Source organism: Burkholderia sp. BCC1208 (assembly GCF_902833095.1).
In the GTDB taxonomy this organism is placed as follows: domain Bacteria; phylum Pseudomonadota; class Gammaproteobacteria; order Burkholderiales; family Burkholderiaceae; genus Burkholderia.
This window is the reverse complement of record NZ_CADFDY010000005.1, coordinates 278,905-295,523: the sequence shown is the minus strand read 5'-3', so window position 1 is coordinate 295,523 and position 16,619 is coordinate 278,905. Positions and strand designations below refer to the sequence as shown.

Annotated in this window: 12 protein-coding genes; 10 read left to right on the top strand and 2 right to left on the bottom strand. The window is 68.9% G+C overall.

From position 1 onward, the window contains the following. Positions 1 to 95 precede the first annotated feature (95 nt). Positions 96 to 866: a transcriptional regulator GlcC gene (gene glcC / locus HWX09_RS14075; protein ID WP_027781777.1), complete on the bottom strand. Its 771-nt coding sequence runs from the start codon at positions 864 to 866 to the stop codon at positions 96 to 98. Between the two features lie 223 nt (positions 867 to 1,089). On the opposite strand from glcC, the gene glcD reads away from it, so the two are divergent. The 8 genes from glcD (at position 1,090) to HWX09_RS14035 (ending at position 11,864) form a co-directional block, all read left to right on the top strand. Then, positions 1,090 to 2,589 carry a glycolate oxidase subunit GlcD gene (glcD, locus tag HWX09_RS14070; protein ID WP_027781778.1) on the top strand — a complete coding sequence of 500 codons (1,500 nt, stop codon included), beginning with the start codon at positions 1,090 to 1,092 and terminating at the stop codon, positions 2,587 to 2,589. Continuing rightward, on the top strand, positions 2,589 to 3,665 hold the full coding sequence (gene glcE / locus HWX09_RS14065) for a glycolate oxidase subunit GlcE (RefSeq protein ID WP_027781779.1): 1,077 nt from the start codon (positions 2,589 to 2,591) through the stop codon (positions 3,663 to 3,665). The genes glcD and glcE overlap by 1 nt, the downstream gene beginning before the upstream one ends. A gap of 24 nt (positions 3,666 to 3,689) precedes the next feature. After that, complete coding sequence (gene glcF / locus HWX09_RS14060) at positions 3,690 to 4,910, top strand: glycolate oxidase subunit GlcF (protein WP_027781780.1); 1,221 nt, start codon at positions 3,690 to 3,692, stop codon at positions 4,908 to 4,910. A gap of 22 nt (positions 4,911 to 4,932) precedes the next feature. After that, the gene (locus tag HWX09_RS14055; protein ID WP_027781781.1) at positions 4,933 to 5,337 is read left to right on the top strand and encodes a heme-binding protein; all 405 of its coding nucleotides are present in this window, start codon (positions 4,933 to 4,935) and stop codon (positions 5,335 to 5,337) included. Positions 5,338 to 5,376: 39 nt separating this feature from the next. Then, on the top strand, positions 5,377 to 7,551 hold the full coding sequence (locus HWX09_RS14050; protein WP_027781782.1) for a malate synthase G: 2,175 nt from the start codon (positions 5,377 to 5,379) through the stop codon (positions 7,549 to 7,551). A gap of 541 nt (positions 7,552 to 8,092) precedes the next feature. Beyond that, positions 8,093 to 9,658: a sensor domain-containing diguanylate cyclase gene (locus HWX09_RS14045; protein WP_027781783.1), complete on the top strand. Its 1,566-nt coding sequence runs from the start codon at positions 8,093 to 8,095 to the stop codon at positions 9,656 to 9,658. A gap of 144 nt (positions 9,659 to 9,802) precedes the next feature. After that, entirely contained in the window at positions 9,803 to 11,188 is a 1,386-nt protein-coding gene (locus HWX09_RS14040) for a cache domain-containing protein (RefSeq protein ID WP_027781784.1), read from the top strand. Positions 11,189 to 11,219: 31 nt separating this feature from the next. Then, complete coding sequence (locus HWX09_RS14035) at positions 11,220 to 11,864, top strand: response regulator transcription factor (protein WP_027781785.1); 645 nt, start codon at positions 11,220 to 11,222, stop codon at positions 11,862 to 11,864. 87 nt (positions 11,865 to 11,951) lie between these two features. Here the strand turns inward: HWX09_RS14035 and HWX09_RS14030 are convergent, their stop codons facing one another. After that, positions 11,952 to 12,548, bottom strand: coding sequence for an ABC transporter substrate-binding protein (locus tag HWX09_RS14030; protein ID WP_027781786.1), 597 nt, complete (start codon positions 12,546 to 12,548; stop codon positions 11,952 to 11,954). 326 nt (positions 12,549 to 12,874) lie between these two features. Between HWX09_RS14030 and HWX09_RS14025 the strand changes: the two genes are divergently transcribed. Together HWX09_RS14025 and HWX09_RS14020 are read left to right on the top strand one after the other, a co-directional pair. After that, complete coding sequence (locus tag HWX09_RS14025) at positions 12,875 to 15,508, top strand: MMPL family transporter (RefSeq protein ID WP_027781787.1); 2,634 nt, start codon at positions 12,875 to 12,877, stop codon at positions 15,506 to 15,508. After that, a complete protein-coding gene (locus HWX09_RS14020) occupies positions 15,501 to 16,505 on the top strand; it encodes a VacJ family lipoprotein (RefSeq protein ID WP_027781788.1) in 1,005 nt (334 codons plus the stop codon). The genes HWX09_RS14025 and HWX09_RS14020 overlap by 8 nt, the downstream gene beginning before the upstream one ends. The last annotated feature ends 114 nt before the right edge of the window (positions 16,506 to 16,619 follow it).

Here is a 16,619-nt window from a genome sequence, read left to right as displayed (position 1 = left end):
CCAATAGATCACATTGCGATATATTCGATCGTGGCGCCGCATCTTCGGCGCAATCTGCATGACTTACGTCAACGTGCAAGCGAACTGCCGCCCGCTCACGTCCACCCTTCGAGCCGCAACGTCGAACGCACGAGCCGCTGTTCCTCCTGCTCGATCTCGCGCAGATAGTCTACGCACTGACGGATATGTTCGCTCGCGGCCTTGCGCGCCTGATCGGGCAGCCGCCCCGTGACCGCGTTGTAGAGCCGCGCATGCTGGCGATCGATCTGCTTCTTCAGCGGTTCGCGGTGATAGAGGTTGTTCACCGACGCGAACACCGAACTGAGCAGCAGATCGGTCAGCGACTGCAGCGTATTGACGAGCACGGGGTTGTGCGAGGCCTCGCAGATCGCGAGATGAAACGCGTGGTCGAGCTTCGCGCGCGCGGCGGGGTCGAGATCCTGCGCGTCGGCCGCCGTCATTTCCTCGTAGCGGCGCCGGATCAGGATGAAATCGGCCGGCGTGCCACGCAGCGCCGCGAGCCGGGCGGCCTCGGCCTCGAGCATCCCGCGCACCTCGAACAGGTCGTACAGCGTGCGCGGCTGCGAGCCGAGCAGATGCATCATCGGCGTGATCGCGCGCTGCGGGGTCAGGCTCGCGACGAACGAACCCTTGCCGTGCGCGGTGTCGATGATCCCGCGCGCGTGCAGTAGCTTCATGCCTTCGCGCACGGCCGTGCGCGACACGCCGAGCTTTTCGGTCAGCCGCCGCTCGGACGGCAGCGCCTGACCGGCCTTCAGCACGCCGTCGACGATCAACTGCTCGATCCGCTCGGCGACGACGTCGGCCACGCGCCGCGCCGGCCCCTCTCGATTCTGCATTTCCATACTGGTATGACCACTTTGGATGGATGCCGTCGATTTTCGCACAAAGCCTTGTGGAGACTAGGTTTTATCGAACCTCCGAGCATGCGTGATCAGCAGCATCGAAAAAACTGGTACGACCACCTTCGCGACGTCTGGACAGGCCCGCGCGCCCCGCCAAGAATGCGTGCCATCCGGCGTGCCGCGCGTCGCGCGGCCGCCTGCATGGTGGAGACGGAGACACACGATGAGTTTCATCTACGACGAACGGATCGACGGCCCGCTGGCGACCGTCGACCGCGCCACGCTCGTCGCCGCGCTGCACGCGGCGGCGCCCGGCCTCGACGTGCTGCACGAACGCGAGGCGCTCAAGCCGTTCGAATGCGACGGGCTGGCCGCGTACCGCACGGTGCCGCTCGCGGTCGTGCTGCCCGATACGGTCGAGCAGGTGCGCGCGGTGCTGCGCGTCGCGGCCGCGCACGGCGTGCCGGTCGTCGCGCGCGGCGCGGGCACCGGGCTGTCGGGCGGCGCGATGCCGCTCGAAAAAGGCATCCTGCTGGTGATGGCGAAGTTCAACCGGATTCTCGACATCGACCCCGATGCCGGCATCGCGCGCGTGCAGCCCGGCGTGCGCAACCTCGCAATCTCGCAGGCCGCCGCGCCATACGGCCTCTACTACGCGCCCGATCCGTCGTCGCAGATCGCGTGCTCGATCGGCGGCAACGTCGCCGAGAACGCGGGCGGCGTGCACTGCCTGAAATACGGGCTCACGGTCCACAACATCCTGAAGGTCGAGATCCTGACGATCGACGGCGACACGCTCATGCTCGGCGCCGACGCGCTCGATGCACCGGGCTTCGACCTGCTCGCGCTGTTCACCGGCTCCGAAGGGATGCTCGGCATCGTGACCGAAGTGACCGTGAAGCTGCTGCCCAAGCCGCCGAGCGTGAAGGTGCTGATGGCGAGCTTCGACGACGTCGCCGAGGCGGGCGCCGCGGTCGCGCGGATCATCGGCGCGGGCGTGATCCCCGGCGGCCTCGAGATGATGGACAACCTCGCGATCCGCGCGGCCGAGGATTTCATCCACGCGGGCTATCCGGTCGACGCGCAGGCAATCCTGCTGTGCGAACTCGACGGTGCGGCGAGCGACGTCGACGAGGACGCCGACCGCGTCGCCGCGCTGCTGCGCGACGCGGGCGCGAGCGAGATTCGCGTCGCGCGCGACGAGGCCGAGCGCCAGCGCTTCTGGGCCGGCCGCAAGAATGCGTTCCCGGCGGTCGGCCGGATGTCGGCCGACTACTACTGCATGGACGGCACGATCCCGCGCCGCGAACTGCCGCGCGTGCTCGAAGGGATCGCCGCGCTGTCCGCCGAATACGGGCTGCCGGTCGCGAACGTGTTCCACGCGGGCGACGGCAACATGCATCCGCTGATCCTGTTCGATGCGAACCGGCCCGGCGAACTCGACCGCGCGGAAGCGCTCGGCGGCAGGATCCTCGAGCTGTGCGTCGCGGCGGGCGGCAGCATCACCGGCGAGCACGGCGTCGGGCGCGAGAAGATCAACCAGATGTGCGTGCAGTTCAACGCCGACGAAATCACGTTCTTCCACGCTGTGAAGGCCGCGTTCGATCCGCAGCGCCTGCTCAATCCCGGCAAGAACATCCCGACGCTGCACCGCTGCGCCGAATTCGGCGCGATGCACGTTCATCACGGCAAGCTGCCGTTTCCCGAACTGGAGCGCTTCTGATGCGACGCGACATCGAATCGATCGACGACAGCGCGGCGCTCGTCGCACAGGTCGACGCCGCGATCCACGATCGCCAGCCGCTGCACATCCGCGGCGCCGGTACGAAGGCGTTCGTCGGCCGCCCGGTCGAAGGCCGGACGCTCGACGTGCGCACACATCGCGGCGTCGTGTCGTACGACCCGACCGAGCTCGTCATCACCGCGCGCGCGGGCACGCCGCTCGCCGATCTCGACGCGATGCTCGACGCGGCCGGCCAGATGCTGCCGTGCGAGCCGCCGTCGTTCGGCGGCGCGGCGACGGTCGGCGGCATGTTCGCGGCGGCGCTGTCGGGCCCGCGCCGGCCTTGGGCCGGTGCGGTGCGCGACTTCGTGCTCGGCTGCCGCGTGATCACCGGCCATGCGAAACATCTGCGCTTCGGCGGCGTGGTGATGAAGAACGTTGCGGGCTACGACGTGTCGCGGCTGCTCGCGGGCAGTTTCGGCTGCCTTGGCGTCGTGACCGAGGTGTCGCTGAAGGTGCTGCCGAAGCCGCGCTCGACTGGCGATCTCGCGTTGACGCTCACGGCGAGCGAAGCCGTGCAGCGCGTCGCCGCGTGGCGTCGCGCGGGGTTGCCGCTCGCGGGTGCGTGCCACGGGGATGGCGTGCTGCGCGTGCGGATCGAAGGCGGAGAAGGCTCGGTGAAGGCCGCGCGCGACACGATCGGCGGCGAACGGATGGACGAGCGCGACGACGCGTTCTGGGCACGTCTGCGCGACCTGTCGCTGCCGTTCTTCGACGATCCGCGCCCGCTCTGGCGCGTGTCGGTGCCGGCCGCCGCGCCGCTCGACGCATGGCCCGGCGCGCAACTCGTCGACTGGGGCGGCGCACAGCGCTGGCTGAAGACCGACGCCGCGCCGGCCGACGTGCAGCGCATCGCCGCGCAGTGCGGCGGCCATGCGACCTGCCTCACGCCGGGCACGACACGGGAGCCGTTCCAGCCGCTGCCGCCTGCGCTGTTGCGCGTGCATCGGCAGCTCAAGGCGCAGCTCGACCCGCACGCGATTTTCAATCCCGGCCGGCTCTACGCCGATTTCTGACGCGAACCCGATCCCGATCCGCCGATGCAAACCAATCTCAGCGAAGCAAGCAAGGCCCTCGCCCGGGCCGACGAAGCGGAAGCGATCCTGCGCGCGTGCGTGCACTGCGGCTTCTGCAATGCGACCTGCCCGACCTACCAGGTGGTCGGCAACGAGCTCGACGGGCCGCGCGGGCGCATCTACCTGATCAAGCAACTGCTCGAAGGCGAGCCATGCGGCGAACGCACGCAGCAACATCTCGACCGCTGCCTGACATGCCGCAACTGCGAGACGACCTGCCCGTCCGGCGTGCGCTATCACACGCTGCTCGACATCGGCCGCGCGGAAGCCGAGAAGCGCGTGCAGCGGCCGGCGCGCGAGCGCCTGCTGCGCGCGGGGTTGCGTCACGTGGTGCCGCGCCCGGCGACGTTCGCCGCGCTGCTGAAGGTCGGCCGCGCGCTGCGACCGCTGCTGCCCGGCACGCTGCAGGACAAGATCCCGGCCGCCGTTCCCGCGGCCGCGCCGCGCCCGGCCGTGCGTCATGTGCGACGCGTGCTGATGCTCGAAGGCTGCGTGCAGCCGTCGCTGTCGCCGAACACCAATGCGGCCGCCGCGCGCGTGCTCGACCGGCTCGGCATCAGCGTGAGCCCGGCGCGCGAAGCCGGCTGCTGCGGCGCGACCGAATACCACCTGAACGCGCAGGACGCGGGCCTTCATCGCGCGCGCCGCAACATCGACGCGTGGTGGCCCGCGATCGAGGCCGGTGCGGAAGCGATCGTGCTGACCGCGAGCGGCTGCGGCGCGTTCGTGAAGGAGTACGGCGACCTGCTGCGCTCCGACCCCGTCTATGCGGACAAGGCGCGGCGCGTCAGCGCGCTCGCGCGCGATCTTGCCGAAGTGATCGCGGCCGAGCCGCTCGACGCGCTCATCGATGCGACGCCACGGCGCGTCGCGGTCCACTGCCCGTGCACGCTGCAACACGCGCAGCGCCTCGGCGGCGCGGTCGAAAGCATCCTGACGCGGCTCGGCTTCGATCTGACGAATGTCGCCGACGGCCATCTGTGCTGCGGCTCGGCGGGCACCTATTCGCTGACGCAGCCCGAACTCGCGACGACCCTGCGCGACAACAAGCTCGATGCGCTCGAAGCCGCGCAGCCGGACCTGATTGTCACCGCCAACGTCGGCTGCCAGACTCATCTGAACGGCGCGGGCCGCACGCCCGTGCGCCACTGGATCGAGCTCGTCGACAACCGGCTGGTCAACTGACCGCCGATTCCGGAGGAAAGCCATGCAAACGAAACCCGAACTCGAACTGGCCGATGCCGAGCGCATGCTCGCCGCCGCCCGCGCGGAAGCGGAACGCCACGGCTGGGCCGTGTCGATCGCCGTCGTCGACGACGGCGGCCACCTGCTCGCGTTCGCGCGGCTGAACGGCGCATCGCCGGCCAGCAGCACCATCGCGCAGGACAAGGCCCGCGCGGCGGCGCTCGGCCGTCGCGAGACGAAGGCGTATGAGGATATGATCAACGGTGGCCGCACGGCGTTTCTGAGCGCGCCGCTGACGGGATTGCTCGAAGGCGGCGTGCCGGTCACGGTCGGCGGCCGGATAGCGGGCGCGATCGGTGTGTCTGGCGTAAAGTCCGAACAGGACGCGCAGATCGCCCGCGCCGGCACACGAAGCGTCGCGGAATAACCAGCCAAGCCGCACGCATTTTTCCCGGGAGGATTCACGATGATCGACCAAGCAGGACTGCAAGTCGCGCCAGCGCTGAGCCAGTTCATTGAAAACGAAGCGCTGCCGGGCACCGGCATCGACAAGGCCGCGTTCTGGAGCGGTTTCTCGGCCCTGGTGCACGACCTCGCGCCGCGCAACCGCGAGCTGCTCGCCGAACGCGACCGCCTGCAGCAGGAACTCGACGCGTGGCATCGCGCGCACCCCGGCCCGGTACGCGACCACGCCGCGTATCGCGCATTCCTCGAACGAATCGGCTACCTCGTGCCGGTCCCGTCGAACGTCGCGGCAGCCACCGCGAACGTCGACAGCGAGATCGCCACGCAGGCCGGCCCGCAGCTCGTCGTGCCGCTGTCGAACGCGCGCTATGCGCTGAACGCCGCGAACGCGCGCTGGGGCAGCCTGTACGACGCGCTGTACGGCACCGACGCGCTGCCGGAAGACGGCGGCGCCGAACGCACCGCGGCCTACAACCCCACGCGCGGTCAGCGCGTGATCGACTACGCGCGCAACGTGCTCGACAACGCGGCGCCGCTCGCGAGCGGCTCGCACCGCGATGCGCTGCGCTACCGCGTGCAGGACGGCCAGCTTGCGGTCGAAACCGCGAAGGGCGTCGTGCATCTCGCGCAGCCGGCGCAGTTCGTCGGCTACCAGGGCGCGGCCGGTGCGCCGTCCGCGATCCTGCTGAAGCACAACGGCCTGCATCTCGAGATCCAGATCGATGCGTCGACGCCGATCGGCCGCGCCGATCTCGCGAACGTGAAGGACGTCGTGCTCGAAGCCGCGGTCAGCACGATCATCGACTGCGAGGATTCGGTCGCGGCGGTCGACGCCGACGACAAGGTCCAGCTCTACCGCAACTGGCTCGGCCTGATGCAGGGCACGCTGGTCGAGGAAGTCGCGAAGGGCGGCAAGATCTTCACGCGCCGCCTGAACGCCGATCGCGAGTACACGACGCCGGCCGGCGGCACGCTGTCGCTGCACGGCCGCTCGCTGCTGTTCGTGCGCAACGTCGGCCACCTGATGAACAACGGCGCGGTGCTCGACCGCGACGGCAACGAAATCCCGGAAGGGATCCTCGACGGCGTCGTCACGACGCTGTGCGCGCTGCACGACCTGAAGGCCAAGCGCAATTCGCGCACGGGCTCGATCTACATCGTGAAGCCGAAGATGCACGGGCCGGCCGAAGTCGCGTTCGCCGACACGCTGTTCGCGCGCATCGAAGATCTGCTCGGCCTGCCGCGCAACACGCTGAAGATGGGCATCATGGACGAGGAGCGCCGCACCAGCGTGAACCTCGCCGCGTGTATCGCCTCCGCTGCCGCGCGCGTCGCGTTCATCAACACCGGCTTCCTCGACCGCACCGGCGACGAGATGCACACTGCGATGGAAGCGGGCCCGATGATCCGCAAGGGCGACATGAAGTCGTCGGCGTGGATCCAGTCGTACGAGCGCAACAACGTGCTCGCGGGCCTGTCGGCCGGCCTGCGCGGCCGCGCGCAGATCGGCAAGGGCATGTGGGCGATGCCGGACCTGATGCACGCGATGCTCGAGCAGAAGATCGCGCATCCGCGCGCCGGCGCGAACACCGCATGGGTGCCGTCGCCGACCGCCGCGACGCTGCACGCGCTGCACTACCACCTCGTCGACGTGCAGGCCGTCCAGCAGGAACTCGAGAAGACGCCGTACGCGAGCGAGCGCGACGCGCTGCTCGAAGGGCTGCTGACCGTGCCAGTCGTCGAGCGCGCCGCGTGGAGCGAGGCCGAGATCCTGAGCGAGGTCGAGAACAACGCGCAGGGCATACTCGGCTACGTCGTGCGCTGGGTCGAACAGGGCGTCGGCTGCTCGAAGGTGCCGGACATCCACGACGTCGGCCTGATGGAAGATCGCGCGACGCTGCGCATTTCGAGCCAGCACATCGCGAACTGGCTGCGCCACGGCGTGATCACCGAGGCGTTCGTGCTCGACGTGTTCAAGCGGATGGCCCGCGTCGTCGACCAGCAGAACGCCGGCGACCCGAACTATCGCCCGATGGCGCCCGGCTACGACCAGTCGACCGCGTTCCAGGCCGCTTGCGCGCTCGCGCTGCAAGGCACGTCGCAGCCGAGCGGCTATACCGAGCCGCTGCTGCATCGGTTCCGGCTCGCGTTCAAGGCGCAACGGCACGGCGCATGAAGCTGCGCATGCGGGCGCGCCCCGCATGCCGTGAAACGGGCGGCCATTGCGGCTGCCCGTTTTCATATTCACGTTTATCCGACCGTTGAAACCGATAATCGGTGCATATCGCGCGCTTTCGCGTGCGACGCCCAGCCGCCGTCGATTCGCCGGTATCCGCCGCCGTATACCGTGCGATCCTGCCACCGCCCCGCAAAGCCTTTCGCCGTAACGCTTCGCCCGATATTGGCAAGCCCGGGATTACACGATAATTTGACCCCGATCAACGGTTTGCAACATTTTCCGCACACGCAAACACGCGCGTTATACTCCGTGGCATTCGCGTCGCGCGATTCGTCAGATCGTCGAATTGCAGCAGAAGTTACCTGTGAATACAGGCTTCATCGGTTTATCTGGCCGCGCTTGTCGATAACCCGAGCCCGTTTTCTCCGCTGAACGCAACGCGTGCACGGGAAGGGCTGCGCACCGGATCGCCACCGGTAGTTATACGAACAATCGCATCGGCCCGCGGCACGGCGGCGATGCCCCCGATCCACCGACCATGGCAGAAACCGACTACGCAATGCCCAGCGAATCCGGCCTGACGAGCCGTGTCGCCGCTCATCTGCGCCGGTTCCTGCTGCCGCACCTGATCTTCTATGCGGGGCTGCTGATCGCGCTGATCCTGCTGCTCCTGTGCGGGATCGTGCTGTACGAAGGCCGCATCGACGCACGCGACCGCTCGCGCAGCATGCAGCAGAATCTCGCGCTGATGGCGTCGTGGGACATCGAACGCAACATCGAGATCTATTCGCTGTCGCTGCAGGCCGTCGTCGAAGGCATGAACGACCCCGCAGTCGTCGCGTTGCCGATGTCGCTGCGCCGCCAGGTGCTGTTCGATCGCGCGACGACGGCCAAGTACCTCGGCGGCATCTACGTGCTCGACGCAAAGGGCGACATCGAGGTCGACGGCAAGAGCGACGTGCCGCGCAAGGCCAACTTCGCCAACGAGCCGTACTTCACCGTGCACCGTGATCATCCCGACGTCGGCCTGTACGTCAGCGATCCGTATCATTCGCGCCTGCGCGGCGGCTCGCCGAGCATCGCGCTCAGCCGGCGGATCACGCGGCCCGACGGCTCGTTCGGCGGCGTTGCGGTCATGTCGATCCGGCTCGAATATTTCCAGAACCTGTTCTCGCGCCTGTCGCTCGGCGATCGCGGCTCGGTTGCGCTGATCAACACGCACGGCCTGATGCTCGCGCGCGAGCCGTACGACCCCAAAACCGTCGGCCGGGATATCAGCCGCGCGAGCACGTTCCGGCAATTCATGACCGCCAGCGAAGGCAGCTTCGCCGATACCGCGTCGATCGACGGCGTGCGGCGCCTGTACGTGTTCCGGCACCTCGACAGCCTGCCGCTCATCGTCATGGTCGCGCGCTCGGAAACGGACACCTACGCCGCGTGGTACGACCGCGCGATCCCGATCGGCTCCGCGATGGCCGTGCTCGCGATCGGCTTCGTCGGCCTGTCGCTGCTGCTCGACGTGCAGTTGCGCAAGCGCCATCGCGCGGAAACCGAGCTGCAGGCGCTCGCGCGCACCGACGGCCTGACGGGCCTCGACAACCGCCGGATGCTCGACGTCACGCTGGCGCGCGAATGGCGCCGCGCCGCGCGCTCGCAACATGCGCTGTCGCTGCTGTTCATCGACGTCGATTACTTCAAGCGCTACAACGACACGCAGGGCCATCAGGCCGGCGACGACGCACTCGCCGCGGTCGGCCATTGCATCGCCGGTTGCCTGCGCCGCCCGGCCGACTATGCGGCGCGCTACGGCGGCGAGGAATTCGTCGTGGTGCTGCCGGACATCGACACGGACGGCGCGGTGACGATCGCCGAAACGATCCGTGCGGGCGTCCTCGATCTCGGCATCCGGCACGACGCCGGCACGGTCGGCCGCCTCACGGTGAGCATCGGCGTGACGACCAGCTATCCCGAACTCGACGACAACATCCAGGCCGCGCTGAAGCGGGCCGACGATGCGCTGTATCGGGCGAAGGAAGGCGGGCGCAACCGCATCGTCGTGCAGGCGGCCACGCCGGTCGACGATCTCCAATCGCGGCGGGCCTGAGCGTACGGGCAGCGGGGCGGCCGCCGGCCGCATGCAAAATCGCCGACAATGTCGGCTCGATACGCCGCCGCGCCGCCGCACGGCCGATGCGGCCGGCCGCACCTCGCCGGCCGCACCTGGCCGGCCGCACCGTTTCGCACCACCATGAGACTCAAGGCAAAGATCTTCCTTCTGGCCATCGTGCCGTTCCTGCTCGCGATCGCCGGCATCGGCTTCGGCGTGCGCCAGCAGGCGACGTCGCTCGCACGCACGCAGCACGCGACGATCCAGGCCGCATACCTGTCGAGCAAGGAAGTCGAGCTGAAACACTACGTCGAGCTCGCGACGAGCGCGATCATGCCGATCTACGACGCGAGCGGCCGCAATGGGCGCGACGACGCGCTGCTGCGCACGCAGGCGCTCGCGGTGCTGCAGAAGATGGATTTCGGGCCCGACGGCTATTTCTTCGTCTACGACCTGCACGGCAATTCGCTGATGCATCCGCGCGAGCCCGAGCGCGTCGGCCACAACTTCTGGTCGATGCGCGACCCGCAAGGCGCGCTGACCATCCAGAAGCTGATCGGCGCGGCGTCGCAGGGCGGCGGCTACGTGCGCTATGCATGGCAGCGGCCGTCGACGGGCCGCGTCGCGCCGAAGCTCGGCTACGTCGTCGCGCTCGAGCGCTGGGGCTGGATGGTCGGCACCGGCATCTATCTCGACGACGTCGACAACGCGCTGCAGCGCATCGACGCACGGGCGTCCGCGAACATCGAGCGCACGATGAGCTGGCTCACCGCGATCGCGCTCACCGGCGCGGCGGCGATCGCCGTATGCGCGCTGGTGCTGAACGTCAGCGAGTCGCGCAGCGCCGACGCGAAGCTCAAGCTGCTCGCGCAACGCGTCGTCGAGTCGCAGGAGCAGGAGCGCGCGCGGCTGTCGCGCGAACTGCACGACGGGATCAGCCAGATGATGGTGTCCGCGAAGCTGATGCTCGAATCCGCGCTCGCGCGCTTCGAACGCGGCACGTCGCGCGTGCCCGAAGCCGAGCAGGCGCTCGCGTCGGGCGTCGGGCGGCTCGGCGACACGCTGCGCGAAGTCCGGCGCATCTCGCATGCGCTGCGTCCGTCGATGCTCGACGATCTCGGCCTCGCGGCCGCGCTCGAGCAACTCGTGCGCGAGCTGGGCGCCGAAAGCGGCGTCGACATCGGCTATACGCAGGTCGCGCACAGCGGCACGCGGCCGCTGCCCGAAGCCGTCAATACCGCGCTGTTCCGGATCGCGCAGGAAGCGCTGAGCAACATCGTGCATCATGCCCGGGCGTCGCGCGCGGCCGTCACGCTCGACGTCGGCGCGCAAGCCGTCACGCTGACGATCGCCGACAACGGCTGCGGCTTCGACGCCGAACGCTCGCAGGCCGACGCACGCCGCGGCATCGGCCTGCGCAACATGCGCGAGCGCCTCGACGCGCTCGGCGGCACGCTGTCGATCACGTCGCAGGTCGGCCACACCGTCGTGGCCGCGCGCGTGCCGCTGCGGCGCGCCGCCGCCTGAACACGCGCCCCCCAACCCGAGACCTTTGCCCATGAGCACCCCCGACACCGCCCGGCCCGCCGCCCGACTGCTGCTCGTCGACGATCACCCGCTCGTGCGCGACGGCTTGCGGATGCGGCTCGAAGCGGCCGACCTGTCGGTGGTCGGCGAAGCCGGCAACGCGGACGAGGCGCTCGCGCTCGCCGCATCGCTCGAACCCGATCTCGCGCTGATGGACGTCGGGATGAACGGCATGAACGGCATCACGCTCGCCGGCGTGTTCCATGAGCGTTTTCCGGGCATTCGCGTGCTGATGCTGTCGATGCACGACAACGTCGAGTACGTGACGCAGGCGGTGCGCGCCGGCGCGAGCGGCTACCTGCTGAAGGATTCGCCCGCGAGCGAGATCGTCCGTGCGATCGGCGCGGTGCTGGCCGGGCAGACGTTCTTCAGCGAAGGGCTGGCCGCGCGGATGATCCAGGCCAGCGCGACCGCGTCGCCGCTGGACCGGTTGACGCCGCGCGAACGCGATATTCTCGACGCGCTGGCCGAAGGGCTGTCGAGCAAGCAGATCGCGCAACAGACGGGGCTGTCGGTGCGCACGGTCGAGACGCACCGACTCAACCTGAAACGCAAGCTGGAGATCGAAGGGCAGGCCGAGCTGATCAAGTTCGCGGTCGAGCATCGACGGCGGTAGGCGCGAACGCGTGCGCAGTCCACGCGCCGCCATGAAAAAAGGCGCCCGAGGGCGCCTTCCATGCATCCGGACCCCGCGCAGCGGCGCTCAGTTCGTCCGCGAATTGTGCTTCTGCAGATACGCGATCAGCCCGTCGATCCCGCCCGTCGCGAGCTGGCTCTTGAACTGGCCCTGGTAGACCTGGATCAGCCACGCACCCGACATGTCGATGTCGTAGATCTTCCAGTCGTTGCCGACCTTGCCGAGACGATAGCCGACCGACTGGCTGTCGCCCGGCGTCGTCACCGTCGACTGGACGAGCGCGTCGGCGCCCGACGCGCCGCCGGCCTTGAACGAGAACTTCGCGTCCTGGTTGCCGAGCTGCGCGAGCGACGCGGCGTAGGTGCGCGTCATCAGCAACCGGAACTGCTTGTACAGCTCCTGCTGCTGTTGCGGCGTGGCCTGCTTCCACGCGTCGCCCACCGCGATGCGGGTCGTGCGCTCGAAGTTGGTCGCGGGCAGGAAGCGCTGCTCGACGACCTGCGTGACCTTCGCCATGTCACCGCCACGCGCGGCCGGATCGGCCTTCATCGCATTGACGGTGCCCTCGACCGCGGTGCGGACGATATCGACCGGCGCGCTCTGCGCGAAAGCGGAAACCGACACGGCGGCCGCCGCGACGAAAGCAAACAGATGACGTTTCATACGAATTTCGCACTCGATGGAAAAAAACGGCCGGCACTTTGCATCCGCCGGTGGAGCAAAGTATACCGGCCCCGACGCCGCATTGCCGCCCGGTGACCGACTGTTACCTTTCAGCGGCGTTTGTCACAGGCGCGCAGCGGGGCGCCGACGCATCGGCGCGCGGATTATGTAAATATCCCCATACAAATGAACCGGCCGCGCGATCCGATTGCAACGCCCGGAGCAAATATCCTTCCCGCCCCGAATCTCCGCGACGTCACGACCGTCGCCACGCCGCGCCGGTATACTTGGCTACTTTGCCCTAGCCAGCCGCTCCCCACCGCCACATGGTGACATCTCTCATCGTCCGACTCGTTGCGTGGTCGGTGCGCCGCCCCGTCTGGGTCGTCGTCCTGTCGCTCGTCATCGCCGCCTTCAGCGGCGTCTACGTCGCGCAGCATTTCAAGATCAACACCGACATCAGCAAGCTCGTCGATGCGGAGCCTCAATGGGCCGCGCTCGGGCAGGCCGTCGACAAGGCGTTCCCGCAACGCAACGGCACGATCCTCGCGGTCGTCGAGGCGCCCGCGCCCGAATTCGCGACCGCCGCCGCGCATGCGCTGACCGAAGCGCTGCAGAAGGACGCCGACGCCGGCCGCATCGGCCAGGTCGCCGAACCGGGCGGCGGGCCGTTCTTCGAGCACAACGGGCTGCTGTTCCTGTCGACGCAGGACGTCTCCGATACGACCGCGCAACTCGCGAGCGCGCGCCCGCTCGTCAATGAACTCGCGAAGAACCCGAGCCTCACCGGGCTCGCCACCACGCTGTCCACCACGCTCGGCCAGCCGCTCCTGACCGGCCAGGTGAAGCTGCCCGCGATGGCGAAGCTGCTCGCGCGCAGCGCGGCGACGGTCGACGACGTGCTGGCCGGCAAGCCGGCCGCGTTCTCGTGGCGCGCGCTGGTCGACAACGATGCCGCGCGGCAGCCCGCGCGCGCGTTCGTCACCGTGCAGCCGGTGGTCAACTACGGCGCGCTGAAGGCCGGCGCGGCAACGAGCCAGGTGATCCGCGACGCGGCCCGTTCGCTCGACCTCGAAAAGCGCTACGGCGCGGCCGTGCGCCTGACCGGCGAACAACCGCTCGCCGACGACGAATTCGCGTCGGTCGAAGACGGTGCCGCGCTCAACGGCGCGCTCACGCTGCTCGCCGTGCTCGTCATCCTGTGGCTTGCGCTGCGCTCGAAGCGGATGATCGGCTCGGTGCTCGTCACGCTGTTCGTCGGCCTCGTCGTGACGGCCGCGCTCGGCCTCGCAATGGTCGGCTCGCTGAACATGATCTCGGTTGCGTTCATGGTGCTGTTCGTCGGCCTCGGCGTCGACTTCTCGATCCAGTACGGCGTGAAATACCGCGAGGAACGCTTCCGCGACTCGCGCATCGATCACGCGCTGATCGGCGCCGCGCACTCGATGGGCATGCCGCTCGCGCTGGCCACCGCGGCCGTCGCGGCGAGCTTCTTCTCGTTCATCCCCACCGCCTATCGCGGCGTATCCGAGCTCGGCCTGATCGCGGGCGTCGGGATGTTCGTCGCACTGCTGACCACGCTCACGCTGCTGCCGGCGTTGCTGCGCCTGTTCGCGCCGCCGGGCGAATCGAAGACGCCGGGCTTTCCGTGGCTCGCGCCGGTCGACGATTACCTCGATCGCCATCGCAAGCCGATCCTGATCGGCACGCTCGCGGTCGTGATCGGCGGGCTGCCACTGCTCGCGTTCCTGCATTTCGACTTCAACCCGCTGCACCTGAAGGACCCGCACAGCGAATCGATGGCGACGCTGCTCGCGCTGAAGGATTCGCCGGAAGCCGCCGTCAACGACGTCACGCTGCTCGCGCCGTCGCTCGCGCAAGCCGATGCGGCCGCGAAGCGCCTCGACGCGCTGCCCGAAGTCGGCCGCACGACCACGCTGTCGACCTTCATCCCCGCCGACCAGCCGGCCAAGCGCGCGGCGATCGCCGCGGCCGCGAGCGAGCTGCTGCCCGCGCTGACGCAGCCGGCCGCGCCGGCCGCGACCGACGCGCAACGCGTGGCCGCGCTCAAGCGCGTGTCCGACCTGCTGAGCTATGCGGCCGAAGATCACCCCGGCCCGGGCGCCGCGGCCGCGCAGCACCTGTCCGCATCGCTCGCGAAGCTCGCCGCCGCCGACAGCGCGACGCGCGACCGTGCCGAACGTGCGTTCTCCGATACGCTGCGCATCGCGCTCAACCAGCTCGCGTCGCTGCTGCAGCCGCAGGACATCACGCGCGAATCGCTGCCGCCGCCAGTCGTGCGCGACTGGGTCGCGCCGGACGGCCACGCGCTCGTGCAGATCTCGCCGAAGGTGCCGAAGGGCGTCGACCCGAACGACGACACGATGCTGCGCCGTTTCGCCAAGGCCGTGAAGGCCGCGGAACCGGGCGCGACCGGCGGGCCGATCTCGATCCTGCATTCGGCCGACACGATCATCAACGCGTTCCTGCACGCGGCGCTGTGGTCGATCATCGCGATCACGATCCTGCTGTGGGTCACGCTGCGCCGCTTCGGCGACGTGCTGCGCACGCTGGTGCCGCTGCTCGTGTCGGGCATCGTGACGCTCGAGATGTGCGTCGTGCTCGGCATGTCGCTGAACTTCGCGAACATCATCGCGCTGCCGCTGATGCTCGGCGTCGGCGTCGCGTTCAAGGTGTATTTCGTGATGGCGTGGCGCGCGGGGCAGACGGGGCTGCTGCATTCGAGCCTCACGCACGCCGTGCTGTTCAGCGCCGCGACGACGGCGACCGCCTTCGGCAGCCTGTGGCTGTCGCACCATCCGGGCACCTCGAGCATGGGCAAGCTGCTCGCGCTGGCCCTGACCTGTACGCTGATCGGCGCCGTGGTGTTCCAGCCCGTCCTGATGGGCAAACCGCGCGTCAAACGCGCCAAGAACCAATCGCAAGGAATCAATGAATAAGGTGCGAATCATTGCGGCGACCGTCGCCGCCAGCGCGATGCTGACCGGCTGCGCGACGGGACCGAACCGCAATCCCAACGACCCGCTCGAGCCGATGAACCGGGCGATGTACAAGTTCAACGACACGGTCGATTCGAACATCGCGGTGCCGATCGCGAAGGGTTACCAGAAGATCACGCCGACGCCGGTGCGCACCGCGATCAGCAACTTCTTCTCGAACCTCGGCGATCTCGGCAACATGGCGAACAACCTGCTGCAGTTGCGCATCACCGATGCGACGCAGGATCTGATGCGCGTGGCGATGAACTCGCTGTTCGGCGTCGCCGGCCTGATCGACATCGCGACGCCGGCCGGGCTGCCGAAGCATCACCAGGATTTCGGGCTGACGATGGCGCGCTGGGGCATGCCGTCGGGCCCGTACCTCGTGCTGCCCGTGTTCGGGCCGAGCACGATTCGCGACGGCGTCGGCCGCGCGGTGGACGTGCGCTTCAACCTGCTGAACTACATCGAGCCGGCCGCGCGCAATCCGATGTACATCGCGCAGTTCATCAGCGCGCGCTCGGACCTGCTCGGCGCGACCGACCTGCTGAAGCAGGCCGCGCTCGATCCGTATTCGTTCGTGCGCGACGCGTATCTGCAGCAGCGCAAGTCGTTGACGTACCGGAGCCAGTCGGCGTCGGCCGCGCTGCCGAGCTACAACGAACCGGGTGAATCGGGTGCCGTGCCGGCGGCCGCGCCGGGCGTGCCGGGGCTGCCGAACTACGAGGATCCGGGCGACGCGGGCGGCGCATCGGGCGCCGCGCCGAACAACGCACCCGCCGCGCCGGGATTGCCGCAGTACGACGATCCGGGTGCGGACAACGCGATGCCCGCGAGCGCACCGGCTGCCGCACCGGCTGCCGCTTCGGCCGGAGCGACGACGGCGCCGGCCGCCAACGGCGCGCCGATCGCGCCGGCGATGCCGACGCTGCCCGCGAGCAGCCCGGCCGCGCAGTAACGCCGCAACGGCGGCCGCGCAAAAGCAAAGAGCGCTGCATCATGCAGCGCTCTTTTTTTGTCCGCGCGAAACGGCGAACCGGAAAGCGGGGAGAGGGGCAGCGGCGCGTGCCGC